The 23150-nt window shown below is 59.0% G+C and carries 24 protein-coding genes; 6 read left to right on the forward strand and 18 right to left on the reverse strand.

All coding sequences use genetic code 11. The features are described from left to right. Positions 1-227 (forward strand): DMT family transporter (locus AC6RA8_RS00015; RefSeq protein WP_500350078.1); only part of this gene is annotated, 227 nt, incomplete at its 5' end. A gap of 1 nt (position 228) precedes the next feature. On the opposite strand, the gene AC6RA8_RS00020 is transcribed toward AC6RA8_RS00015, so the two are convergent. The 6 genes from AC6RA8_RS00020 to proS all read right to left on the reverse strand — a co-directional run bounded on the left by AC6RA8_RS00020 (position 229) and on the right by proS (position 6231). Beyond that, a complete protein-coding gene (locus AC6RA8_RS00020; protein ID WP_500350079.1) occupies positions 229-1215 on the reverse strand; it encodes an Ldh family oxidoreductase in 987 nt (328 codons plus the stop codon). 142 nt (positions 1216-1357) lie between these two features. Further along, on the reverse strand, positions 1358-2044 hold the full coding sequence (locus AC6RA8_RS00025; protein WP_500350080.1) for an ABC transporter ATP-binding protein: 687 nt from the start codon (positions 2042-2044) through the stop codon (positions 1358-1360). Continuing rightward, complete coding sequence (locus AC6RA8_RS00030) at positions 2037-3323, reverse strand: ABC transporter permease (RefSeq protein WP_500350081.1); 1287 nt, start codon at positions 3321-3323, stop codon at positions 2037-2039. The genes AC6RA8_RS00025 and AC6RA8_RS00030 overlap by 8 nt, the downstream gene beginning before the upstream one ends. A gap of 52 nt (positions 3324-3375) precedes the next feature. Next, positions 3376-3879 carry a DUF2937 family protein gene (locus tag AC6RA8_RS00035; RefSeq protein ID WP_500350082.1) on the reverse strand — a complete coding sequence of 168 codons (504 nt, stop codon included), beginning with the start codon at positions 3877-3879 and terminating at the stop codon, positions 3376-3378. Further along, positions 3876-4880: a serine hydrolase domain-containing protein gene (locus AC6RA8_RS00040; protein ID WP_500350083.1), complete on the reverse strand. Its 1005-nt coding sequence runs from the start codon at positions 4878-4880 to the stop codon at positions 3876-3878. The genes AC6RA8_RS00035 and AC6RA8_RS00040 overlap by 4 nt, the downstream gene beginning before the upstream one ends. A 13-nt stretch (positions 4881-4893) precedes the next feature. Continuing rightward, complete coding sequence (gene proS / locus AC6RA8_RS00045) at positions 4894-6231, reverse strand: proline--tRNA ligase (RefSeq protein WP_500350084.1); 1338 nt, start codon at positions 6229-6231, stop codon at positions 4894-4896. Positions 6232-6425: 194 nt separating this feature from the next. Between proS and AC6RA8_RS00050 the strand changes: the two genes are divergently transcribed. The 4 genes from AC6RA8_RS00050 (at position 6426) to AC6RA8_RS00065 (ending at position 12085) form a co-directional block, all read left to right on the forward strand. Beyond that, entirely contained in the window at positions 6426-7505 is a 1080-nt protein-coding gene (locus AC6RA8_RS00050; protein ID WP_500350085.1) for an AI-2E family transporter, read from the forward strand. A gap of 4 nt (positions 7506-7509) precedes the next feature. Further along, complete coding sequence (locus AC6RA8_RS00055; RefSeq protein ID WP_500350086.1) at positions 7510-8181, forward strand: P-loop NTPase family protein; 672 nt, start codon at positions 7510-7512, stop codon at positions 8179-8181. Positions 8182-8232: 51 nt separating this feature from the next. Continuing rightward, a complete protein-coding gene (locus AC6RA8_RS00060; RefSeq protein ID WP_500350087.1) occupies positions 8233-10401 on the forward strand; it encodes an RNA degradosome polyphosphate kinase in 2169 nt (722 codons plus the stop codon). A gap of 130 nt (positions 10402-10531) precedes the next feature. Beyond that, entirely contained in the window at positions 10532-12085 is a 1554-nt protein-coding gene (locus AC6RA8_RS00065) for a Ppx/GppA family phosphatase (protein ID WP_500350088.1), read from the forward strand. Here AC6RA8_RS00065 and AC6RA8_RS00070 read toward each other — a convergent pair. The 7 genes from AC6RA8_RS00070 to AC6RA8_RS00100 all read right to left on the reverse strand — a co-directional run bounded on the left by AC6RA8_RS00070 (position 12082) and on the right by AC6RA8_RS00100 (position 18457). Further along, complete coding sequence (locus tag AC6RA8_RS00070) at positions 12082-12447, reverse strand: hypothetical protein (protein ID WP_500350089.1); 366 nt, start codon at positions 12445-12447, stop codon at positions 12082-12084. The genes AC6RA8_RS00065 and AC6RA8_RS00070 overlap by 4 nt on opposite strands. A 16-nt stretch (positions 12448-12463) precedes the next feature. Further along, complete coding sequence (locus AC6RA8_RS00075) at positions 12464-13465, reverse strand: endonuclease/exonuclease/phosphatase family protein (protein WP_500350090.1); 1002 nt, start codon at positions 13463-13465, stop codon at positions 12464-12466. Beyond that, a complete protein-coding gene (locus tag AC6RA8_RS00080; RefSeq protein ID WP_500350091.1) occupies positions 13465-14145 on the reverse strand; it encodes a TerB family tellurite resistance protein in 681 nt (226 codons plus the stop codon). Before AC6RA8_RS00080 ends, AC6RA8_RS00075 begins: the two co-directional genes overlap by 1 nt. A 9-nt stretch (positions 14146-14154) precedes the next feature. Continuing rightward, positions 14155-14658 (reverse strand): GNAT family N-acetyltransferase, encoded by a 504-nt coding sequence (locus AC6RA8_RS00085; RefSeq protein ID WP_500350092.1) that lies wholly within the window; start codon positions 14656-14658, stop codon positions 14155-14157. Then, positions 14655-15263, reverse strand: a complete 609-nt coding sequence (locus AC6RA8_RS00090; RefSeq protein ID WP_500350093.1) for a VOC family protein — start codon at positions 15261-15263, stop codon at positions 14655-14657. Before AC6RA8_RS00090 ends, AC6RA8_RS00085 begins: the two co-directional genes overlap by 4 nt. Before the next feature lie 160 nt (positions 15264-15423). Then, complete coding sequence (scpA, locus tag AC6RA8_RS00095) at positions 15424-17559, reverse strand: methylmalonyl-CoA mutase (protein ID WP_500350094.1); 2136 nt, start codon at positions 17557-17559, stop codon at positions 15424-15426. After that, positions 17522-18457, reverse strand: a complete 936-nt coding sequence (locus AC6RA8_RS00100; RefSeq protein ID WP_500350095.1) for a hypothetical protein — start codon at positions 18455-18457, stop codon at positions 17522-17524. The genes scpA and AC6RA8_RS00100 overlap by 38 nt, the downstream gene beginning before the upstream one ends. 166 nt (positions 18458-18623) lie before the next feature. On the opposite strand from AC6RA8_RS00100, the gene AC6RA8_RS00105 reads away from it, so the two are divergent. Further along, positions 18624-19073 (forward strand): DUF4174 domain-containing protein, encoded by a 450-nt coding sequence (locus AC6RA8_RS00105; protein WP_500350096.1) that lies wholly within the window; start codon positions 18624-18626, stop codon positions 19071-19073. A 112-nt stretch (positions 19074-19185) separates the two neighbouring features. On the opposite strand, the gene AC6RA8_RS00110 is transcribed toward AC6RA8_RS00105, so the two are convergent. From AC6RA8_RS00110 to AC6RA8_RS00130, 5 genes are all read right to left on the reverse strand, one after another. Next, complete coding sequence (locus tag AC6RA8_RS00110; protein ID WP_500350097.1) at positions 19186-21207, reverse strand: acetyl-CoA carboxylase biotin carboxylase subunit; 2022 nt, start codon at positions 21205-21207, stop codon at positions 19186-19188. A 105-nt stretch (positions 21208-21312) separates the two neighbouring features. Then, positions 21313-21516 (reverse strand): hypothetical protein, encoded by a 204-nt coding sequence (locus AC6RA8_RS00115; protein WP_500350098.1) that lies wholly within the window; start codon positions 21514-21516, stop codon positions 21313-21315. 417 nt (positions 21517-21933) lie between these two features. Continuing rightward, a complete protein-coding gene (locus AC6RA8_RS00120) occupies positions 21934-22293 on the reverse strand; it encodes a hypothetical protein (RefSeq protein ID WP_500350099.1) in 360 nt (119 codons plus the stop codon). Between the two features lie 60 nt (positions 22294-22353). After that, positions 22354-22500 (reverse strand): hypothetical protein, encoded by a 147-nt coding sequence (locus tag AC6RA8_RS00125; RefSeq protein ID WP_189369029.1) that lies wholly within the window; start codon positions 22498-22500, stop codon positions 22354-22356. Between the two features lie 178 nt (positions 22501-22678). Next, positions 22679-23071: a DUF6497 family protein gene (locus AC6RA8_RS00130; RefSeq protein ID WP_500350100.1), complete on the reverse strand. Its 393-nt coding sequence runs from the start codon at positions 23069-23071 to the stop codon at positions 22679-22681. Positions 23072-23150: the final 79 nt, after the last annotated feature.

The following is a 23150-nucleotide window of genomic DNA, read 5'->3' on the forward strand; positions in this document are numbered from 1 at the left end:
TGCTCGCCGGTGTTCTGATCGCGTTCTATGTGCTGAGCATCACCTATATCGCCCCTCATTTTGGCGTCGGAAACGCTGTTTTCTTTGTCCTGCTGGGCCAGTTGATTTCAGCCGCCGCGATTGACCATTTCGGGCTCTTCGGCGCGCAGGCAACTTCTTTGGGGCTGGCACGCATGGGCGGCATCGCCCTTATGGCTGTGGGCGTCTGGTTGACCCAATTGGCCTGAGTTAGCCCGAGATACCGGCCAACTCTTGCGCTTGGGTCCATGCTGTCGGGTCTACGTCGACCGGGTCGGCCAGAACACGGTTCTGCCCGGGCATCCGACCAGCACTGTCTTCGGCAAGGAACGCTTCGAACTGTGCAAGGCGGTCCATGAATGCACCAGATGTGCTGGGGTCGATCAGGATGTAATACTGGCCGAGATCATGCGGCGGCCCTTCTGGCGCTTTCAGTGGCTTAACATCGCGGCTGAGCACGCCACCTGTCAGACCGGCAGTCAGCAACTCGGCCATCAGCCCAAAGCCCCATCCTTTGTACCCGCCTGTCGATACAAGCGACCCGGCCAGTGCGGCCTCTGGATCTGTCGTGGGGTTGCCGTCCGCATCAAGCGCCCATCCTTCGGGGATGGCTTCACCTGCGGCCTTGGCCATGGTGATTTTGCCCAAGGCAACCGTTGTGGTCGATTGATCGAACTGCATGGCAAGGCCGCCCTGCCCGTCCGGCACGGAAAAGGCAATTGGGTTTGTCCCGATCATGCGTTTCTTTCCCCCGGGCGGCGCCACGATTGGAGAGGCATTTGTCATGCCCAAGCCAATCAGACCAGCGCGGGCGATCTGTTCCGTGAAATACCCCAGTGCAGTGCAGGTATGGGCATGCCCGATGGCAAGGCTCGCAATGCCAAACTGGCGTGCCGCATCCAATGCTGGTGCCAATCCGTAGGCAAAAGCGGGTTGGGCAAACCCCATCAAAGCGTCCACGTTGATGGCCGCGGGACGCGGCGCGGTGACAACCGGCACGGCGTCACCTTTGACGCGCCCAGTGCGCAGTTGCTGACAATAGCTTTCCAAATAGTAGAGCCCACAGATCCGGTTCCCAGCCGCTTCGGCCTGTGCAACAGCGCGCGCCACCTCTGCCGCCGGAAAGGCCGCTGCGCCATGCGCCATCAGTGCCGCTTGCACAGTGCGCTCAATCTCTGCCGTGGATATCTCCGGCATCGTTCTTCTATCCCCCCACGGTCATTGCCGCGAGGCCAAGACAGAGCAAACCGGAACGCAGCCGTCAAGCAGCGGATTTCGCATCAGGTTCTGAAAACCTTTTTAAGGGACGTGGCCGAGCGGTCAGGTCATGGAAACAAGATCATGATGGAGCAGCCAAATGCCCTGCATCCAGCCGGACAGTGCGATCCATGCGTGCAGCCAAATCTAGGTTGTGCGTTGCGATCAGGGCAGACAGACCCGTATCCCGCACAAGCGCCATCAGTGCCTCAAAAACCTGATCCGATGTTGCAGGATCAAGGTTGCCGGTAGGCTCATCAGCCAACAGCAGGGCTGGCTCATTGGCGAGCGCGCGGCAAAACGCAACGCGCTGTTGCTCACCCCCTGACAATTCCGCCGGGCGATGGGTTGCACGGTCAGCCACCCCAACCTTGTCCAGCAGCGACAGCGCCCGTGCCTCTGCATCCGCCTTGGAAATGCCTGCGGCCAACTGGGGCAAGGTGATGTTTTCAAGGGCCGAGAATTCGGGCAGCAAGTGATGGAACTGGTAGATAAAGCCGACGTCAGCCCGACGGGCAAGCGTTCTGCGTCGATCCGATTGCCCGGTCATGTTCTGGCCGTTCAGCGTCACGGTGCCTGCATCGGGTGTGTCCAGCATGCCCGCGATGTGCAACAGGGTCGATTTCCCGGCCCCCGATGGTGCAACAAGGGCAACCACCTCCCCCCGCTTCAGATCAAGGTCCACGCCGCGCAGGACATCCACCTGCCCGGGTAGACCCGCGTTGTAGGTCTTGATGATGCCGCTCAGTGAAAGGACGTGATCACTCATAGCGCAACGCCTCGACCGGGTTCATGCGGGCGGCACGTCGCGCCGGGAACAGGGTGATCAGCCAGCTGAGCGTCAGACTCAGTGCGGCCGCTGCCAGTACGTCGCCCGCGGACAGGACGGCAGACGGGAAAATGAACCCGCGGCCTTCGAGATCGGTGACTCCGTTGCCCGTCAGCGCGTTCACCAGGCGGTAGACATGTTCGATATTGGCGGAAAAGAGCGCCCCCAGCACAATGCCCAAAATGGTGCCAACGGTGCCGACCCACGCGCCGCACAGGAAGAAGATGCGCAGGATCGATCCCTGGCTCAGCCCCATTGTGCGCAGGATGCCGATATCGCGCCCCTTGTTTTTGACCAGCATGATCAACCCCGACACGATGTTGAGTGCGGCGATCAGCACAACGATTGCAAGCACGATGAAGATCGCGTTGTTTTGCAGCTCAAGCGCACGCAGCATCCCGCCGAAACGGTCCTGCCAGGTCCAGCTGTAAGACCGGTCGCCCGCCACTTCGCGCAAGGCGTCCACCACCGGTGTCAGGTTTTCCGGGTTTGTAAGGCGCAGGTCGATCTGGTCCACAACGGCTTCGCGGTTGAAAAAGCTCTGCGCCTCGGCCAGCGGCAGGTAGACGCGTGACTGATCCATGAAGGGCTGGCCGGTGGAAAAGATATAAACCACCTCGTAGGCCGATATGCGGGGCGTGATGCCAAGTGCAGTGCGCGCGCCATCGGGCGAGATCAGTTTTACCCGGTCACCGATGCCGACACGCAGTTGCGCGGCAAGCTGCGATCCGACCGCAATGCCTTCGTCAAAGCGGTCAAGCGAGCCCTGTTGCCCCTCGGCATTTGCCACCAGCGGGTATTCGAAAAGGTCGGCGCGGCTGATCCCGTAGACATCTGCTGGCGCATTGCTGCCCCGGAAACTGCCCATGACTTGGGCACGGACCAGCGGCGCAGCATCGGTGACACCTGGCAGTGCCTCGATACCCGGCAGTATATCGTTGTAGTTGGGGATGGTGGTATCCGGGGGGCGCCCTTCCTCTTGCACGGCGACATAGCGCAGTTCGATATGGGCGTTTCCGCCCAGCATTGCGTCGACGAAATCCGCACGCAGACCGGCGCGCACCGCAAGGGTTGCCACAAGCGCGAAAACAGCCAGCGTGATGCCGATCAGGCTGATCCATGTCATGGTGCTGACCCCGCCTTCGGCCCGACGGGCGCGCAGGTAGCGCCAAGCAATCATCCACTCGAAAGGGGCAAAGGGGGCTGTGGGTTTGGCCATTTACGGCTCCTGCTCGGGTTGGGACGAGATGTGGCGGGGTCCGCCCCCAAGGTCAAGTCCCTCGCGCAGGTTGCCGCCGTCCAAAGGGCCATAGCAGGAGCTTGAGTACCGCCCAAACCGTCAGAAGACCGCCAAGCAAACCGGTGGCAGCAAAAATCCCCCCGGCCGCCGTCAAGGGCACCGCGGGTTCGAAACTGGACAGCGCGGCGACAGCCACTTCGGTATCTCTTGACCGGGCAACATAATACGTCCGCAGGAGCGGCCCGGCCCCGTTCAACGCGATCAAGTCCATTTGCATTTGATCATAGCGCGCAAACGTGCGGGTCATGTCCGCCCTTCGACGATCCAGAAAGGCCGTGCCGTGCATCTGCGCCAAGGCTGCGGTGCGCGTCAGCCCTTCGGCCTGTGCCGACGCATCGAAATCGGCGACCACTTCGGCCAGTGCATCAACGGCGCCCCCCAGACGTTGCCGATATTGCTGCGAGAACTCGGGCAATTGCGATGCAAGCGCACCACCCAGCACACCACCCGCCAGCACAAGGACACGCAGAATCATGGACGTTCACCATAGACTGCGGCACTGAGCGCCGCATCCAGCGCGCCCATAGCCTGCCCGTCAACGCATGCGTCATAGAAGGCGATCACGCTGAACTTGCCTTCCCAGACAACAGCAAAGCTGCCGATGTTCAGGCGCGCGGGAAAGCACAGGGCTCCGAAGTGCCAGAAATTGTAGCTGTCCCGAAAGGGGCGGAACACCATACCCATCCCGTAATAGGCGCCCCCGCCCAGATCGACATGTGGCAAGGCAAATGGATCCTCGGCAACACGGCTGCCCGGTCCGAAATGGGTCTGGAGGAATGTCAGATACCCCATTGGGTCGGACGCCAACCCACCCCACGGCTGGAACACGCCCGTCCGATCACCTGGCTGAATACCAGAAGGCAAATCCAACAGATCGCCACATGCCTCGAAATAGGACTGACCTGTGACCTGTTCGATCACCAGACCCAGCAGGGCGTAGTTTTCGTTGTTGTATTCGTAAACGCCGCGGGTCCCCGTCTGCTTTGGGCGGGCGTTGACTAGGTCCAGCACCTGCGCACTGAAATGGTCATGCGCGCCCACCGTCTGACCAAGCCAGCCCAGCATCGACAACTGGGTCACGTCCGGAGCGAGGCCGGACGTATGCGTGACCAGTTCCGCCACCGTCACATCCGGCGCAGGGTTCGCAAATTCCCGGAGCGAGGCCGACCAGTCAAGGCGACCTTCATCCACCAAGTGCAGGGTGCATATTGCCGTCACGGACTTGGAGACGCTGGCCAGATCGGCAGAGCGCACGGCCCCGCCGGCAGAGCCATTATAGGCAGCCACGTCCCAGCCCTTGTCAGCCTCGAACACACCGGAGGCCAGCATTCCAGACGTGTCTTGTACGGACAGCCAGCCTGCAAAGGCAGATTCAATTTCGCGGTGAATGGATGGCTGCGTTGCATCGTCGCTGCTGGCGAGCACAGGCCATGCCCCCAGCGTGACGCAGAATACGAACCTGAAAAGAGCCTGCATTTGCATCAGGTAATTACAACCCCGCGTAAATCTCCGCCACTTTCTTCACGGCCTCTACCGGTGGCAACTCTTCGCTTTCACCCGTTCGGCGGGACGTGAGTTCAACCACACCATTCTTGAGGCCGCGTGGTCCAACCGTGATCCGCCATGGCAGACCGATCAGGTCCATAGTAGCGAATTTACCCCCTGCCCGTTCGTTGCGATCGTCATAGAGCGGCTCAAGGCCCAGCGCCGTCAGGCTGGCATAGAGCGCGTCACAGGCGGCGTCCGCCTCGGCATCACCCTGTTTCAGGTTGACGATCCCGCAGTGGTAGGGTGTCACACCTTCCGGCCAGATGATGCCATTGTCATCATGGCTGGCTTCGATGATCGCACCCAACAAACGGCTGACCCCGATCCCGTGCGACCCCATGTGGACCGGCACCTGTTTGCCGTCCGGGCCTTGCACGACCGCGTTCATCGCCTCGGAATACTTGGTGCCGAAATAGAAGATTTGCCCAACCTCGATCCCGCGCGCCACGCGGCGGCGTTCTTCGGGGATTTCGTTGAACAGCGCCTCTTCGTGCGTTTCATCTGTGCGGGCGTATTTGGAAGTGAACTCTTCCATGATCGCGGCACATTGTTCGACATTGTCGTAGTCAATGTCCCGGTCGCCAAAGGTCAGATCAGTGACCGCGCTGTCGTAAAACACCTCACTCTCGCCTGTGTCGGCCAACACCAGGAATTCATGCGTGTCATCGCCGCCAATCGGGCCACTGTCTGCGCGCATTGGGATGGCTTGCAGGCCCATCCGTTCATAGGTGCGCAGGTAGCTGACTAGGTGACGGTTGTAGGCATGTAGCGCATCTTCTTTGGTCAGGTCGAAATTGTAGCCGTCTTTCATGAAGAATTCACGGCCCCGCATCACACCAAAGCGCGGCCGGATTTCATCCCGAAACTTCCACTGAATTTGGTAGAGCGTCAGCGGCAGATCTTTGTAGCTGCCCACATGGGCGCGGAAAATGTCCGTAATCAACTCTTCGGCCGTGGGCGTAAACAGCATGTCGCGGTCGTGGCGATCCTTGATGCGCAGCATCTCGGCGCCGTAGGCGTCATAGCGTCCGCTTTCCCGCCACAAATCCGCCGACTGGATCGTGGGCATCAACATCGGCATGTGACCGGCGCGCACCTGTTCTTCGTGCACGATATCCTCGAGCTTGCGTAGCACCTTGAAGCCCAGAGGTAGCCACGAATAGATGCCGGCGCTGGATTGCTTGATCATGCCCGCGCGCAGCATCAGGCGGTGGCTGATGATCTGCGCCTCGCTGGGATTTTCCTTTAGCACGGGCAGAAAATAACGGCTCAAACGCATATGCGCGCTCCCTCACAAGATTTCGCCCTGATTAGGACAAAGGCGGCGCACCCGCAACGGCTCCTTGGGCGTTTCCGTCAAGTCTACAGACAGCTTGGCAGTTCGTGGCCGGATTGAACAGCAACCATCAAGCCCCTTGAAGAAACACGCAAAACGCCGCATCTGTAGGCGCAACGCAAAAGTACGGAAAACACATGGCCCTGCCCGTCCGCGAACAGTTCAAGTATTGGGGGATCGCGGCGGCGATCTTCTTTCTGCTGCTCTATGCGCTGGGGGATCAGTTGCTGCCTTTCTTCCTCGGGGCAGCGATCGCATATTTTCTTGATCCGATTGCCGACTGGCTTGAAGCACATGGGTTCAGCCGGGCGATGGCAACTGCCATCATCACGATCAGCGCCATCATCGTGTTTGTTGTTTTGGCGTTGCTGGTTATTCCGACCCTGATCGAACAGGCCGTTCAGCTGTTCAATGCGGTTCCGCAACTGGCCCGTGACCTTGGCACGTTCCTGACCGAGCGCTTCCCAAGCCTGCTCGACGAAACGTCGACCGTGAGGCAAAGCATCGACTCGCTTGGGCAAACGATCTCGGAACGAGGGGGGCAATTGCTTGAAACCGCCCTGACCTCGGCAGCCAGCCTGATCAATGTCATCGTTCTGTTCGTCATTGCCCCGGTTGTTGCCGTTTATCTGCTGCTGGACTGGGATCGCATGATCGCTCGGGTAGATGAGCTTTTGCCACGCGATCACGCCCCGGTCATCCGCGAACTTGCCAGACAAATGGACAAGACACTCGCTGGATTTATCAGGGGCATGGGCACTGTTTGTCTGATCCTGGGTGCGTATTACGCGATTGCGCTAATGTTGATCGGTCTGCAATTCGGTTTGGTCGTGGGTTTTGTCGCGGGTCTGCTGACTTTCATTCCTTACGTCGGCGCCATCGTTGGTGGCTGTCTCGCGGTTGGGTTGGCCCTGTTCCAGTTCTGGGGCGAATGGTGGTGGATCGTGGCGGTGGCTGTGGTGTTCCAAATTGGTCAGCTGGCCGAGGGCAACTTTTTGACCCCCAAACTTGTCGGGAACAGCGTCGGCCTGCATCCGGTCTGGTTGATCCTAGCCCTTTCCGTCTTCGGCGCCCTTTTTGGCTTTGTCGGCATGCTGGTCGCTGTTCCGATGGCGGCAGCCTTGGGCGTCCTAGTCCGCTTCCTGATCGAACAGTATCGGAACAGCAGGCTGTATACCGGAGTTGCCGGGACTTCCGAACCAAAGGCCGAGGAATAGTCCAATGGCCCAACAGCTTGGGTTTGACCTTCCGGTGCGTGTCGCACTGGGGCGCGATGACTTTCTGGTCGCCCCCTCGAACGCTGTTGCCTTGTCGATGATTGATGCCTGGCGCAATTGGCCACTGAACAAGCTTATCCTGACGGGTCCGGAGGGTTCTGGCAAAACGCATCTTACACATGTCTGGGCGGCAGAGAGCGGCGCTCAAATTGTGCAAGCCACCACGTTGGATGATGCGACGGTCGACACTCTGTTCGACGGACCAGTCGCGGTCGAGGACGTCGATCAGATTGCACAGGACCTTGATCGGCAAATCGCCCTATTTCACCTGCACAACGCGTTACAGGCTGCGGGACATCCGCTGATGATGACAGGTGTGGCCGCTCCCAACCTGTGGCGTTTGTCACTACCTGACCTGCAAAGCCGAGTAGACGCTGCGGGGCATGCGGCCCTGGATGCGCCGGATGACAGCCTTCTTGGTGCCGTTTTGGCAAAGCTATTTTCGGATCGACAACTAACGCCACGGCCGGGCGTGATCCCCTATCTGGTCACGCATATGGAGCGCAGTTTTGCCGCAGCCCGCCAGATCGTTGCGGACCTTGATGCGGCCAGCCTTGCACAGAAAAAACCTATTACGCGGAACCTTGCCGCTGCCCGTCTGGACAATCAGGTGTGATCCGGCGGATAGTGTCATTCATCCTTTACACCCCGTCGACATAACCCGCGCATGACCAACGCCGATTTTCTCGGTTCAGATTTTCCTGAGCCGATTTCCCTGCCAGACCTTGATACCACCGGCCCCGGCCGTTTCTTCAACCGTGAACTCAGTTGGTTGGGCTTCAATTGGCGGGTGCTGGAAGAGGCCGAAAATCCGCGCGTCCCGCTGCTGGAACGGCTGCGCTTTGTGTCGATCAGCGCGGGCAACCTTGATGAGTTCTACACCGTACGTGTGGCCGGTCTGCGCGAGCTGGCCATCGCCGGCAACACGACGCCCGCTGCCGATGGATTAACACCGGCAGAACAGCTGGTGCTGATCAACGAAAACGCGCGCCAGTTGATCCTACGGCAAACCAAGGTTCTGGCTGGCCTCGAGGCCGAAATGGAAGAGCGCGGGATTTCGATACTGACGCGCGATGACCTGACCGCGGATGACACAGAATACCTGTCGGAAGTGTTTCTGAACCGGGTCTTTGCGGTCCTGTCTCCACTGGCAATTGATCCTGCACACCCGTTCCCATTCATCCCGAACACCGGACACGCCCTGGCCCTGCAACTGGAGCGCGCCAAGGACAAGCGTGCCTTGCAGGCGCTGCTGCCCATTCCCGGGCAAATTGACCGTTTTGTCGCTCTGCCAGGTTCAGGTCATCGGTTCCTGCCCTTGGAAGAACTGCTTGTGTTGAACATCCCCAGTCTGTTTCCGGGCTACAAGTTGAAGTCACACTTTGGGTTCCGTGTCCTGCGCGACAGCGATCTTGAAGTTGAGGAAGAAGCCGAAGACCTAGTGCGCGAGTTCGAGGTCGCGCTCAAGCGTCGTCGTCGCGGCGAAGTTGTTCGTCTGACCCATTCCGCAGGTGCGCCAAAGGCGCTCAAGGCCGTTATCATGGAAGAGTTGGGCGTCAGCGATGCAGAGGTGATCGAAGTCGAAGGCATGCTGGGCATGTCTGATCTTGGCGAGCTGGTCCTTGACGACAGACCCGATCTACTCTGGCCGTCCTTCACCCCACGCGTGCCCGAACGTGTCACCGATTTCGAAGGCGATATGCTGACAGCGATCCGGCAAAAGGACATGCTGCTGCATCACCCATACGAGACCTTCGACATGGTGGTGCGATTCCTGCAGCAGGCCGCGCGCGATCCCAATGTCGTCGCCATCAAACAGACCCTCTATCGCACATCCAAGAAATCCCCCATTGTCGAAGCGCTGTGCGAGGCCGCGGAAGACGGTAAATCCGTCACCGCGCTGGTCGAGTTGAAAGCCCGTTTCGACGAAGCGGCCAACATCCGTCAGTCACGCCGACTGGAACGCGCCGGCGCCCACGTCGTCTATGGTTTTCTCGACCTGAAAACCCATGCCAAGATCAGCACGGTCGTGCGCCGCGAAGGCAAGGAACTGGTCACCTACACTCATTACGGCACGGGCAATTACCACCCGATCACGGCTCGTATCTATACCGACCTGTCGCTGTTCACATGCGATGCGAAGCTGGGGCGTGATGCCACCAAGGTGTTCAACTATCTCAGCGGCTACGCCCCGCCACAGGGGCTGGACAACCTCGCCATTTCGCCAACGACCCTGAAACCACGTCTTCTGGAAATGATCGCCGCCGAGGCCGAATATGCCCGCGCAGGCAAACCCGCTGAAATCTGGGCCAAGATGAACTCACTGATCGATAGCGAGGTCATAGACGCACTCTATGCCGCCAGCCAAGCAGGCGTGAAAATCAGCTTGGTGATCCGGGGCATCTGCGGCCTGCGCCCCGGCATCAAAGGGTTCTCTGACAACATCAGGGTGAAATCCATAGTTGGTCGCTTCCTCGAACACAGCCGCATTGTCTGTTTTGGCAATAGTCACGGCCTGCCGTCGAAAAAGGCGCGTGTGTTCATCTCGTCTGCGGACTGGATGGGCCGCAACCTGAACCGCCGCGTCGAAACGCTTGTTGAAATCGAAAACAACACCGTCAAGGCACAGATCGTGAGCCAGATCATGGCAGCCAACCTCGCAGACGTGGCGCAAAGCTGGGTCATGGCACCGGACGGAACATTCACCCGCCCCGAATTGCCTGCGGGCACGTTCGCATTCAACTGCCACCGGTTCTTCATGGAAAACCCGTCGCTCTCCGGTCGGGGATCAGCAGGTGCTGCGGATGTCCCGAAACTGACCCACACCGAAGACTGAGACACCCCGAGGGTCGGCGGGTGGGCGCCTTTCGGCGCAAGCCGAAACAGAGCCACCCAACCGACCAGATCATTGACCCACGCCGCAGGCTGGTCCATCAACGGGCGTAAACAGGTGCCACGGGGGGTCCATGAACGTTTCTGTTTCGCCGGAATCGGGCGATGGTAGCCTCTTTGATCGCCCACTGTTCGATGACCCGTCTGCACGCGCCCTGTCGCGTGTCGGTGTGGTTGATGTGGGATCGAACTCGGTCCGGCTTGTTGTCTTTGACGGTGCAGCCCGCTCCCCCGCCTATTTCTACAATGAAAAGATCATGTGTGCGCTCGGAGCAGGGTTGTCTGACACCGGACACCTGAACCCCAGCGGACGAGTCCGGGCCCTGGATGCGCTCAAACGATTTCAACATCTTGCCGACGGTATGGGTCTATCCGAACTTTCCATCGTTGCGACAGCTGCGGTGCGGGACGCCGCCGATGGACCCGATTTCTGTGCAGATGTACTTAGGGAAACCGGGCTACACGTGCGTGTCATTGACGGACAAGAGGAAGCCCGCCTATCCGCACAAGGTGTGCTTCTGGGATGGCCGGGCTCCTACGGTCTTGTCTGCGATATCGGCGGTTCTTCCATGGAATTGGCAGAAATCTCGGACGGTATTGTGGGTAAGCGTGTCACCTCTGACCTCGGCCCTCTAAAACTGCAAACAGTCAAAGGCGGCAAGAAAGGGCGGCGCAATCATATCAAGGCAGTCGTCGAACGCCTGCAAGCCGAGATGGGTCCGCAACGCGACCGTCTCTTTCTGGTTGGCGGTTCATGGCGTGCAATCGCCCGGATTGATATGCACCGGCGCGGCTACTTATTGAACGTACTGCATGAATATCGGATGTCACCGCAATCCGTGCAACGCACCGTAAAATACATCAAAGAACATGAGGATCACGACGCTCTGCGGGGCGCATGTGGCATCTCTTCTACCCGGATGGCCCTCGTCCCCCTTGCCGCCGAGGTGTTGGCCCGCTTGGTCAAGACATTCCGTCCAAAGGATATTGCTGTCTCAAGCTACGGCATCCGCGAGGGGATGCTCTATGAACAGATGCCCCAACGCCTGCGCGACCGCGACCCTTTGATCGAGGCGTGCCGCTTTGCCGAAGCAAAGGACGCGCGCATACCGGGCTTCGGCAAGCTGCTCTACCAGTTCATCGAACCGATTTTCAAATCAGCCCCCTTGCCCCGGAAACGGCTGATCAAGGCTGCATGCCTTCTGCACGATGTCAGTTGGCGGGCGCATCCCGACTACCGGGCCGAAGTCTGTTTCGACAATGCCACTCGCGCCAATCTTGGCGGGCTCAAACACTCGGAACGCATCTTTCTCGGCCTCGCCCTCCTGCACCGTTACACCAACAAGCGGGAAGGCACACATTTCGAGGGCCTCTACGATCTGATCGACGAAAAGATGCAGCGTGACGCCGAGATTCTGGGTAAGGCCATGCGCTTCGGTGCCATGCTGTGGATGGAGAAAGATGCCGAACGGGGTGAATTCAGGTGGTTTCCCAAGAAACGGGAATTGGAGCTACGCCTGTCCGCTGACGCCATGCCCCTGTTTGGCGAGGTGGCCGAGGCACGGCTAAATTCTCTGGCTTTGTCACTAGATGCCACTGTCACAGTGAAAAAGAGACGGCAGTCCTAGATGTCGATCTGGCCCTCGGGATCAGGTTCGACTTCGAGTTCTTGAGGCGTTTTGCGACGAATAATAATGTCCCCGTTCTCCAATATCTCGGGCGGGTGATAGACGCTCCAATCCTCAACTTCTTCCAGAAGATCGCGCAAGGCGGGGCCCATCTGGGCCGTAAAATCGCGCAGGGCAGGACCAAAGTCTTCTGCCATGTCCTGTAGCCCATCCATGGCCGGCCCCATCTCGCGCATCAGCCCTTCCATCAGCATCTGCGCACCGCGTTCCATCAGCGAAAGACCACGCTCTTCTTCGGTTTCTTGCGCAGAAACGGACGTGGCCATCGTGACCAGACAAAAGACGACGATGATCTGTTTCATAGGCCTCATATGGGCATTATAGCACGATATCCAAGCTTACTGGAAAGTGGTCGGATGCTGTCACAAGGGCATCGCGCAGCGCCGGTTGTTTCCAGCATGCAGGATCGTCAAGCGGATGCCAGATGCGCCAAACCGGTTCGCGCCCCGCAAGATCGGGCGAAATCATGATGTAGTCGAGCAGAGCTTGCAGATATCGCTGTTCAGGTCTGATCCAGAAGCGAGCCGTTGTCGGCGTCGCCCCCAGACGACGCTGCAGGGCTTGCCTTGCATGGGGATCGAACAGCGCTGTCTTGCCTTCACCCAAGATGATCTCGACCGATGAGCGACCAAACAGGTGTTCGTATTCATCGAGGCCCGGACCATCGTTCAAATCACCCAGCAAAATCACTGGATGCCCATCCTCCAGCAATCCGTCCACCCGCGTGCGCAACCAGATCGCCTGCGCCAATTGCTTGCGGCGGTTCGATATCGAGATGCGCATAACCTCATCGCGATTATTCGCACCATGCGGGGCCTTGGACTTCAGGTGCGCACCGATCATCCGAAGCGATAGCCCCTGTGCCGTTTCAACCTCGAGCTCCAATGGAGGTTTTGAAAATACCACCTCGTCCTGCGTCGCATCGATATCCAGATCAATGCGGAAGCGCTCATCAAACCGAGGCGCATCCTGATGAATCAGCGGATCGTGAAGGACGGTCATCACATCAGGATCATAGAGCAGCGCAATCTCCTGCTGCGTGTCATTGGAAAAGCCGATGACCGCCTCGCGCGCACGTAGATCTGCGAAACGGGAAAAGGTTGTGAGCGCTTTGACCGTATCCCTGTTCCGGCTGTTGTCGGGCGCTTCAATGACCATGATGGCATCCGCATCAAGGGCGCGGAATACGGTGCGCAGCGCATCTGTTTGTTCCGCGCGTGTCACATCCCGGCGTGATGACCACTCACTATCGTTGAAAATCTGCCCGTCTTCATCAAATAGACTGTTCATCCACTCGATATTGTAGGTCGCAAAACGCATCAATCGCGGCTGCCCAGTATCTCTTCCCAAGCACGATTGATATCGATCATGCGCTTTTCGGCCAAGCGCACCGCTTCTTCGGGTACGCCACGTGCCATCATTGCGTCGGGATGGTTTTCGCGGACCAGCTTGCGCCATGCCTGACGAATGTCATCCAGTGCCCAATCGGGATCAACTCCAAGGACCGAGTAGGGATCAGGTGTCGCATCCGGCACAAATCGCGCCCGCAACGCGCGAAAATCGGCGTCCGAAATGGCAAAGATATGCGCCACCTCTTCCAGAAACGCATCTTCGTTCGGGTGATAAAACCCGTCAGCCATGGCAATGTGAAACAGGCCTTCGATCAAATCCGTTAGCGTTTCCGGCTGGCTTGAGAACATTGCATGAATGCGTGTGGCGTAGTCTTCGAACCCGGCGACGTCCTGCCGAGCGAGGTTGAACACCTTGGCCGCCCCCGCCTTGTCCTTGTCGGCAATATGAAACACCTCGCGGAACGCAGTAACCTCGTCGCGCGTCACCTGCCCGTCCGCCTTGGCCATCTTGGCACCCAGTGCAATCACTGCAATGGCAAAGGCCACGCTGCGTTCGGGCGGCGCGCGCAGTTTGTCGAAAACCTCGGCCAGACCTTCGCCTGCGGTCAGCGCTGCCAGCGCGTCTGATATTCGGGCCCACAGGGACATTCGTGGAGCCTATACCTTATCCTGCGGCTTGGCGCTGGCACTCTCGGTCGCACCCAGTTGCTTCTGCATAAGGATTAGATCCAGCCAACACCCGCCTTTGCGCCCAACCTCCGGCATTTTGGCGACAACGTCATACCCCATGGCAGCGTGGAACTTGATGGCAGCCGGGTTAGCGCTGCTTATCGCCGCCACCATGACGTGATGGCGAGCACTTTTTGCGCGGTTTTCCAATGCAGACAAAAGTGCGCGACCTTGCCCTTTGCCACGCGCACCTTGAGTCAGAAAGACAGTGTGTTCGACCGTCGCGGCATAACCCGGCCCGCCGCGAAATGCACCGTAGGTGGCAAACCCGCCCTGCTTCGGCAGCACCAGCACAACGCGGTCACGGATCATGGATTTGATCTCGGGCACAGTTTTCAGCGTTGTTGTGAACGTAATATGCGTGTGTGCGATCACATCATTCCAGATGTCTGTAATCCAGCTTGCATCGTCTGGTATCGCGTCCCGGATCACAGCGAACGGGGCCCATTCGGTGTGTCAAATGCGGCGTGCAGCGCAACCTCGCCAACCTCGACCGCGACGCGGTCATCCGTCAAATGGCGCGAAAGCAAGGCAGCCAATGCCTCGCCATCAGGATGCACCAGTGTGAAACGTCGCAGTCGAACACCAGTTGGGTTCAAGTTCGCGGCGGGATGTACGCCCTCAGGCCATTCGATCAGTGCGGGCCACAGATTGTCAAATGGCGTTGTGCCGTCCGCCGAAACGGCCATGCGCCACGACAGGGTATCGCGGCTGACTGCAACCGGCGCCCCTGCACCGTCCGGCATGTCAGCCAGTGCGGCATCCATATCCTCGACCGCACATGCCCAATTGGACAGGTCAGGATCACCCGCATACCGGTCCAAATCATACCAGCGTGGGCGCGTGGGCGCGGGCACTGTCGGGTTCGGCGCAATGGCCTCAAGGTACAGGCCATCTTCCAATCCCATCAGGGCGTTATGCGTCTGAAACACGGCATGTGCCCCACCGGGCTGCATGGCAATGCCCAGCGCATCTTCGACATGTGCGCGCGCCGCGTCCAGATCGGTTGATCCGACAACAAGATGGTCGAACAGCATGGCGGCCTCCTGCTCAAAGCTCTTGCGCAGAGCACATCGGATCACCACACGCGAAGTATTCTGCAACCTTGCCTATAGAACTGAAGAGGCTCCGTTGGTCAACGCACGCTACTGCCGGCGGTAAAACACGGGCTGCCAAAACAAAGGCAGCCCGCAGACATCAGGCTGCGGCTTCGTCACCGCGTAGGATGTTCAGAATGTGTTGAGCAGCATCCGGAATGTTGGTGCCGGGACCAAAGATCGCCTTGACCCCAGCATCGTACAAATACTGGTAGTCCTGCTGAGGGATCACCCCACCACAGATCACGATGATGTCTTCGGCTCCCGCGTCCTTCAGCGCTTGCACCAATTGCGGCGCCAGTGTTTTGTGCCCAGCCGCCTGCGAGGAAATGCCAACGACGTGCACGTCGTTGTCGACCGCATCCTGTGCCGCTTCAGCCGGGGTTTGGAATAGCGGGCCAACATCGACGTCAAAGCCGATGTCAGCAAAGGCTGTGGCAATCACCTTTGCACCACGATCATGCCCATCCTGCCCCATTTTGACGACCAGCATGCGCGGGCGACGCCCTTCTGCTTCGGCAAAATCCTCGACGGATTTCTGGATGGCGGCAAAACCTTCGTCGCCTTCGTAGGCCGCACCGTACACACCAGCGAGCGTTTTAACCTCTGCCCGGTGGCGTCCGAATTCCTTCTCCATTGCCATGCTGATCTCTCCCACCGTTGCCCGCGCCCGCGCCGCTTCGACCGCGGCCTCCAACAAATTGCCGTCCGACGCGGCCACTGCGCTCAGCGCTTCAAGGGCTGCTTGACACGCCGCTTCGTCCCGCTCGGCCCGGATGCGGGTCAAGCGCGCGATTTGGCTGTCCCTCACGGCGGCGTTGTCGATATCAAGGATGTCGATCTCGTCCTCTTTTTCGAGGCGGAACTTGTTGACGCCAACGATCACCTCGTCACCACGATCGATCATGGCTTGGCGCTTGGCAGCGGCCTCTTCGATCCGTAACTTGGGCATACCGGAGCCAACGGCCTTCGTCATGCCGCCCATCTCCTCAACCTCTTCGATCAGCTTCCAAGCCTCCTCGGCCAGATCATGGGTCAGCTTTTCGACATAGTAGGAGCCAGCCAAGGGGTCGACCACGTTGGTCACACCCGTTTCATTCTGCAGGATCAGTTGGGTGTTCCGAGCGATCCGTGACGAGAATTGCGTAGGCAAGGCAATGGCTTCGTCAAAGCTATTGGTGTGCAGTGATTGCGTGCCACCTAACACGGCGCTCATCGCCTCGAACGCGGTACGCACCACGTTGTTGTAGGGGTCCTGTTCCTGCAGGCTGACGCCGCTGGTTTGGCAGTGGGTACGCAGCATGGATGACTTGGGGTTCTTCGGCTCAAACTCGGACATGATGCGGTGCCACAGCAGACGCGCAGCGCGCAGCTTGGCAGCTTCCATGAAAAAGTTCATGCCGATAGCAAAAAAGAATGACAGGCGGCCTGCAAACTTGTCCACGTCCATGCCGCGTGCGATGGCCGCCCGCACATATTCGCGTCCGTCGGCGAGGGTAAAGGCCAACTCCTGCACCAGGTTCGCGCCAGCCTCCTGCATGTGATAGCCCGAGATGCTGATTGAGTTGAACTTGGGCATCTCGTTCGAGGTGTACTCGATGATATCCGCGATGATCCGCATGCTGGGCTCAGGCGGATAGATGTAGGTGTTGCGCACCATGAACTCTTTGAGAATGTCGTTCTGAATAGTGCCAGACAGGGCCGATCGATCCACGCCCTGCTCTTCACCCGCAACGATAAAGTTGGCGAGGATCGGGATCACCGCGCCGTTCATGGTCATCGACACTGATACTTTGTCGAGCGGGATACCATCGAACAGGATTTTCATGTCCTCGACACTGTCGATGGCGACGCCAGCCTTGCCCACGTCACCAACAACACGCTCGTGATCGCTGTCATAGCCACGGTGCGTCGCCAGATCGAAGGCCACCGACACCCCCTGCTGCCCCGCATCCAGTGCGCGGCGATAGAAGGCATTGGACTCCTCGGCTGTGGAAAAGCCCGCGTATTGCCGAATGGTCCACGGGCGACCCGCATACATCGTGGCCTTCACCCCACGGGTGAAAGGAGCCTGCCCCGGAATGGTGCCCAAATGGTCGACACCTTCCAGGTCCTCTTGGGTATAGATCGGGGCGACATTGATGCCTTCCAACGTTTCCCACGTCAGATCATCGACCGGACGGCCGCGCAGCTCGCCCTCAGCCAGGTTCTGCCATTCGTCTTTCTTGGTCGTCATGTCCTTGTCCTCTTGTCAGCGGACCATGCGGCAGGGTTTGCCCTGCTCCTCTGTGGCCCAAATCCTCTGTCAGTGTTGCTAGCCCGTCAGCACCGGCGGTGAGCCAGTGGATGTCATCCATGTAAGCCTCGCGCAGTGCGGCAGCGGCGGCGGGATCAAACGGTGCCCATCGGGATGACAACCCGCCGATTAAATCCGGGCTGTCGCCACGGTCCGCAAGTATGCTGCGCAGCTCCGATGCAGTTGGGGAGCGGTTCAACCATGTCTCAGCCGCGTTGCGGGGACCATAGAGGCCAGTTGCCGCGCGGAACATAGCATCTGGCCGGCCCGCCGTACGTTCAAACGGTACGACAACAATTTTTGCGCCCGGTACTGCGCAGGCAACATCGGCAATCACATCACGCCATGTGCGCCGACCAAACGCCACGCGAACCAATTGATCTGGTGCAAGCACCGAGTGACCCCGAGCAATGCAGTAGGACGCCGCCGAACTCCAATAGTGGTTCAGTGCGCGTACGGACAAAACGACTGTGTCTATCCGTCCGTCAAATGCAGCAGCATAGCGGGACATGCGCTCACCGACATCGTCATACAACGACCGCGCGCGGATATTGCGGCGCATCATGCCAAGCATATTTTCATCTGAAACGATAAGGGTCTTGATCCCGTTTTGCTCGGCCTTGTTCATCTGCAGCGCGACGCGCCCGCGTGCCCTGCGCGCCAAACGAGGTCCGACACCGGGACCGGGCTGAATTCCCGAAAACAATCCCTTGCGGGTCCGCAATGGCCCCCAGAAACCGATGCGCCGGGTGCGCATGAAGTCAGAGTTTCGGCGTATGTAAGCCTGGAAAGACGTGGTTCCGGTGCGATGCGCACCGATATGCAAGATCACCTTCATGCCGCTTATATCCTTCACCATGACTACACGTCGCCCGGTGGAACCCCGGGGATCATGGTTAAGACGTCGCACGCAAAGGCTTGCCGAGCGATTAAAGCTAAAATTGGTGCGAGCAAGCGTCGTAATTGCTGAAAAAGCCGCTACATTGGGGAAGGCAGGAGGGCAGATGAAACACCTATTACCCGTTGTTCTGGTTGGTCTTTTCGGTGGCACGGTTGTCGCGGCAGAGAGTGGAGATGCATCCGCATCTTCCATCTTCATCACGACAGATGTGCAGGATTTGAACGAATTCGTCTGGGAAAACCGGCCTATCGTCGTGTTCGCTGACAGCCCGAATGATCCGAACTTCCGGCAGCAGATAGAGTTTCTGGAAGAGCGCGCCGACGAACTGGCCGAGCGTGATGTGGTTGTACTTACGGACACCGATCCATCGAAAGACAGCGCACTGCGCCAGAAATTACGCCCCCGAGGTTTCATGATGGTACTTGTCAGCAAGGATGGCAGCGTGTTGCTGCGCAAACCTTTCCCGTGGAGCGTACGCGAACTGATGCGGAGCATCGACAGATTGCCGAGCCGGCAACGCGAAATTCGCGAAAGGCGGGGCTCCGATGGGTGAGCAATTTGGTCCGCTGATGTGATCGGGTAAACGTCACAACCAACGGGCCTGCGGAAAGCATGTGCATCCCACCGCTTGGCCAAGGATCGGCCAGATATGTGGGACGCAAAACTCACTCGAATTCCATGATCACATCGTCGACGGCCAGGCTGTCGCCAGCGCCCGCGTTGATCTTGGACACGACACCCTTTTTCTCGGCGCGGAGAATATTCTCCATCTTCATCGCCTCAATGGTGCACAGAGCCTGGCCTTCCTGCACTTCGTCGCCTTCGGCAACGTCAACTTTCACGACAAGGCCGGGCATGGGGCAGAGCAACATTTTTGATGTGTCTGGCGGCGTTTTCTCCGGCATCAAGCGTGCCAACTCGGCCTGACGCGGTGATCGCACGTGAACCTTCAGGTCCGCACCGCGCGTCCGGATGCGGAAACCGCCCGACACCTTGCCGACCTTTAGGACCAGCGGTGCACCATCCACCGTCATCTCGGCAAGTTGATCACCCGGGGTCCAATCACCTGACACGCGCAGGGCTGACCCGCCATCAAAAGTCACCGTTGCACCCTCGTGATCCGCATCGATCACAACGTCATAGGATTGGCCTTGAAGCTTGACGTTCCAGTCCTTGCCAACCTTGCGCTCATGATTGTCCATGCGACCAGATACGCGCGCGCGCCGGATCTCGGCGACCCGGTGCATCGCAGCGCAAGCGGCCGCTACGCGACGCAGATCTGCCTCCGCAAGTTCCACTCCTTCGAAACCATCCGGGTATTCTTCGGCAATGAAAGCGGTTGTCATATCACCCGATACAAACTTCGGGTGGTCCATGACTGCGCTCAGGAATGGAAGATTATGACCGATACCCTCCACCTCGAAACTGTCCAACGCAACCCGCATCGCCTCGATTGCAGTCGCGCGATCAGGGCCCCAGGTGCAGAGCTTGGCAATCATCGGGTCATAATACATGCTGATCTCGCCGCCCTCGTAGACGCCGGTGTCATTGCGCACCACGATGCTGTCCGGCGTCACGCCGGGGCTATAGCTTTCGGTTTCGGCTGGCGGGCGGTAGCGGGTCAAACGGCCAATGGACGGTAGGAAACCGCGATAGGGATCTTCGGCATAGAGCCGGTTTTCAATGGCCCAACCTTTCAGTGTCACGTCATCTTGAATGATCGACAGTTTTTCGCCCGCAGCGACGCGGATCATCTGTTCCACAAGATCGACGCCAGTGATCAGTTCCGTCACCGGGTGTTCCACCTGAAGGCGGGTGTTCATCTCAAGAAAATAGAAGTTCTTGTCCCCATCGACGATGAATTCGACGGTGCCCGCGCTCGCGTAACCAACAGCCTTGGCAAGGGCCACCGCCTGTTCGCCCATGGCCTTACGAGTGGCCTCATCCAGAAACGGTGACGGTGCTTCCTCGACCACTTTCTGGTTCCGGCGCTGGATCGAACATTCACGCTCACCCAGATAGATGCCGTTGCCGTGGCTGTCGCACAGCACCTGGATTTCGATATGGCGGGGTTGGGTCACGAACTTCTCAATGAAGATGCGGTCGTCACCAAAGCTGTTGGCCGCCTCGTTCTTGGACGATTGGAAGCCTTCGCGGGCCTCCTCATCATTCCAGGCGATCCGCATACCCTTGCCGCCGCCCCCGGCGGAGGCCTTGAGCATGACGGGATAGCCAATCTCGGTCGAGATCTTGACCGCTTCGTCCGCGTCCTCGATCAGGCCCATATAACCGGGCACGGTGCTGACCCCGGCATCCTGCGCGATCTTCTTGGACGTGATCTTGTCCCCCATCGACTCGATCGCCCCTTTGGGCGGACCGACAAAGGCAACGCCGGCGGCATCCAGCGCTTCGGCGAACTTGGCGTTCTCGGACAGGAAACCGTAGCCGGGGTGGACCGCTTCGGCACCCGACTGCTTGATCGCATCCATGACTTTGTCGATGACGATGTAAGACTGGTTTGCAGGTGGCGGACCGATATGGATCGCCTCATCCGCCATCTCGACATGCAGCGCCTGCGCATCCGCGTCGGAATAGATTGCAACGGTGGGAATACCCATCTTGCGCGCCGTCTTGATCACGCGGCAGGCGATCTCGCCCCGGTTGGCTATCAGGAGTTTCTTGAACATGGGGCCTCACTTCTTTGGGTCCTGGAACGCAAAACACCGCCCTGCCCGAAGACAGGACGGCGTTCCGCGTGTGATCTGAAACCGCGCGCGCGGCGCGGGAAAAACTCAACAGCGGCTGGGGTACCGGTCGCAATAAAGGATGTTTGCACCAGCACCGACGGCTGCACCGGCAACTGCGTTGCCACCAAGTACTGCACTTCCGACGCCGCCCGCGGCGCCGCCGAACACAGCCTGTTCGCCGACCGTATCGCCACACGCCGCCAGCCCAAGGACAGTGGCAGTGACGAGTACAAGGGTTTTGATACGCATATAGATCTTCCTTTGTTTGACACGTTTTTGGTGTGCCAAACGTCAGGCCGGATCAACGCTCGCAGATGGGAACCGGAAGAATGCGCATCGCATCGCCGAAACACGAAGGGGGTGGTGCGCGGTTGCCGACGAACGGGCGCGCAAGGGTTGTATCCCGCGATGCCAGACCCAATGCCCGCGCGTCGAAGCAAAAAAAAGGTGGGCAGCATAACGTCTTGCGACATTCGCTGCCCACCAGGGGAAGGGGTACGGAAATGGTACACGTCGCCGCAGATAACCTGGGGAAGCGGCTCCGTACCAATACGGTCGCATGCTTTTTTACCGCGTAGAAAGGGCGAGGATTGCTCTGCGCGGAAATGAGCCAGGTTTCGCCAATAGCGGGAACTTGATGGCGGAAAAGCGCCGACAGTTGCATGATTAACCATCCCAGCCCTCACCGAACGCGTCAGGAAAGGACGCACGTGCGACACCTTCGTCGATCTGCAAAAGTGCTTCATAATCAGCGGGATCGAAGGAATCTGTGGCAGGAATCACCTCGCGACCAAACAGCCAAGACAGCCGCCCAGCATCCAAATTTCCGCGCTCGAAGGGTTCGGCCCCAAAATGCGCCCACAGGGCAGCCATAAACGCCGCATCTGCCCGCCGATCAGCGGGCTTGCGATCGGCAAAGCGCTCACGCCGCTGAAGCGGGGTCACCCCCTTGGGGTTCGGACGTCGAATGGTGAATTGGAAGTCAGTGCCGGTCAAACGACCGGGAAAGCCGCGATGTTTCAGCATGTGCTGCCCCCCGCGGAAAAGGGGGATGTCAGGGCGGGCTGAAACGCCCGCCCTGTGGAATTACTTGAACTTGCCTGTGTGGACAGGTTCCTGGCTGATGGGCTCAGGCTCGACAACAACGAAATCGTCGTCGTTGTTGTTGCGGCCGCAGGCTGCAACCAGAACCATGAGGCTAACCATGCCCAAAACTTTGATGCTCTTCGACATCTGTCTCTCCTGTAGTCAACTTCCAGGCACGCGAAAAAACGCACCCGATGCGAGGTAAGGCGGTCTTGGGGACCGCTCTTTTTGCCTATACGTGATTTTCCGGGGGAATGATATGGGGCCGCGCAGGCTTGCGCGGGTTGTGGCCTCAATGCCGCATATGCAAAAATCCGCCGGCGCATCAAAAAGCCTCCCAAACACATCCATCCGTCTCGGGACGGAACGCTTCGAAAAACTGGGTTGCTTCCGGATTAGATGTCCCAAACGGCACCGGACGGTCCATCAGCGAAATTACAACAACGTCAGCCGTCAATTCGAAATCAGTCATGTAGGTCAGCGCAAAACCATCGCACAAAGCCTGAAAGTCGTCCTCGGCTTCTGCATAGCTGACCGTGCCAACATCCTTGGCAATTTCCGGCGCGATGAAGCGGAACCGCACCCAGCTTTCCGCCCCAACCGCATCTAGCAGAACCTCGGATAACGACACAGGCTGGCCGGAAGGTACATCCTGGGCAATAGCAGATGTTGCAGACAGAAACAGGGCGTATACGCAGCCCCGGACCCATCCCCGCATGCGGGTCCGGGCTCCTCCCTCCGGGGCTGCTGTGCGTGCGGTGATAACCCGTCGCACTGTGCTATTCGGCGAAGTATGC

The sequence above is a fragment of the Tateyamaria sp. genome, assembly GCF_059783535.1.

Bases quoted from the DNA above. Each gene is read 5' to 3' on its own strand.
- AC6RA8_RS00065 (WP_500350088.1), top strand. From the start codon at position 10,532: ATGAACGTTTCTGTTTCGCCGGAATCGGGCGATGGTAGCCTCTTTGAT.
- AC6RA8_RS00020 (WP_500350079.1), bottom strand. From the start codon at position 1,215: ATGCCGGAGATATCCACGGCAGAGATTGAGCGCACTGTGCAAGCGGCA.
- AC6RA8_RS00035 (WP_500350082.1), bottom strand. From the start codon at position 3,879: ATGATTCTGCGTGTCCTTGTGCTGGCGGGTGGTGTGCTGGGTGGTGCG.
- AC6RA8_RS00080 (WP_500350091.1), bottom strand. From the start codon at position 14,145: ATGTCCCTGTGGGCCCGAATATCAGACGCGCTGGCAGCGCTGACCGCA.
- AC6RA8_RS00025 (WP_500350080.1), bottom strand. From the start codon at position 2,044: ATGAGTGATCACGTCCTTTCACTGAGCGGCATCATCAAGACCTACAAC.
- AC6RA8_RS00100 (WP_500350095.1), bottom strand. From the start codon at position 18,457: ATGAAGGTGATCTTGCATATCGGTGCGCATCGCACCGGAACCACGTCT.
- AC6RA8_RS00125 (WP_189369029.1), bottom strand. From the start codon at position 22,500: ATGTCGAAGAGCATCAAAGTTTTGGGCATGGTTAGCCTCATGGTTCTG.
- proS (WP_500350084.1), bottom strand. From the start codon at position 6,231: ATGCGTTTGAGCCGTTATTTTCTGCCCGTGCTAAAGGAAAATCCCAGC.
- AC6RA8_RS00055 (WP_500350086.1), top strand. From the start codon at position 7,510: ATGGCCCAACAGCTTGGGTTTGACCTTCCGGTGCGTGTCGCACTGGGG.
- AC6RA8_RS00120 (WP_500350099.1), bottom strand. From the start codon at position 22,293: ATGCTGAAACATCGCGGCTTTCCCGGTCGTTTGACCGGCACTGACTTC.
- AC6RA8_RS00050 (WP_500350085.1), top strand. From the start codon at position 6,426: ATGGCCCTGCCCGTCCGCGAACAGTTCAAGTATTGGGGGATCGCGGCG.
- AC6RA8_RS00130 (WP_500350100.1), bottom strand. From the start codon at position 23,071: ATGCGGGGATGGGTCCGGGGCTGCGTATACGCCCTGTTTCTGTCTGCA.
- AC6RA8_RS00070 (WP_500350089.1), bottom strand. From the start codon at position 12,447: ATGAAACAGATCATCGTCGTCTTTTGTCTGGTCACGATGGCCACGTCC.
- AC6RA8_RS00105 (WP_500350096.1), top strand. From the start codon at position 18,624: ATGAAACACCTATTACCCGTTGTTCTGGTTGGTCTTTTCGGTGGCACG.
- AC6RA8_RS00110 (WP_500350097.1), bottom strand. From the start codon at position 21,207: ATGTTCAAGAAACTCCTGATAGCCAACCGGGGCGAGATCGCCTGCCGC.
- AC6RA8_RS00060 (WP_500350087.1), top strand. From the start codon at position 8,233: ATGACCAACGCCGATTTTCTCGGTTCAGATTTTCCTGAGCCGATTTCC.
- AC6RA8_RS00040 (WP_500350083.1), bottom strand. From the start codon at position 4,880: ATGCAGGCTCTTTTCAGGTTCGTATTCTGCGTCACGCTGGGGGCATGG.
- AC6RA8_RS00075 (WP_500350090.1), bottom strand. From the start codon at position 13,465: ATGCGTTTTGCGACCTACAATATCGAGTGGATGAACAGTCTATTTGAT.
- scpA (WP_500350094.1), bottom strand. From the start codon at position 17,559: ATGACGACCAAGAAAGACGAATGGCAGAACCTGGCTGAGGGCGAGCTG.
- AC6RA8_RS00115 (WP_500350098.1), bottom strand. From the start codon at position 21,516: ATGCGTATCAAAACCCTTGTACTCGTCACTGCCACTGTCCTTGGGCTG.
- AC6RA8_RS00090 (WP_500350093.1), bottom strand. From the start codon at position 15,263: ATGCTGTTCGACCATCTTGTTGTCGGATCAACCGATCTGGACGCGGCG.
- AC6RA8_RS00030 (WP_500350081.1), bottom strand. From the start codon at position 3,323: ATGGCCAAACCCACAGCCCCCTTTGCCCCTTTCGAGTGGATGATTGCT.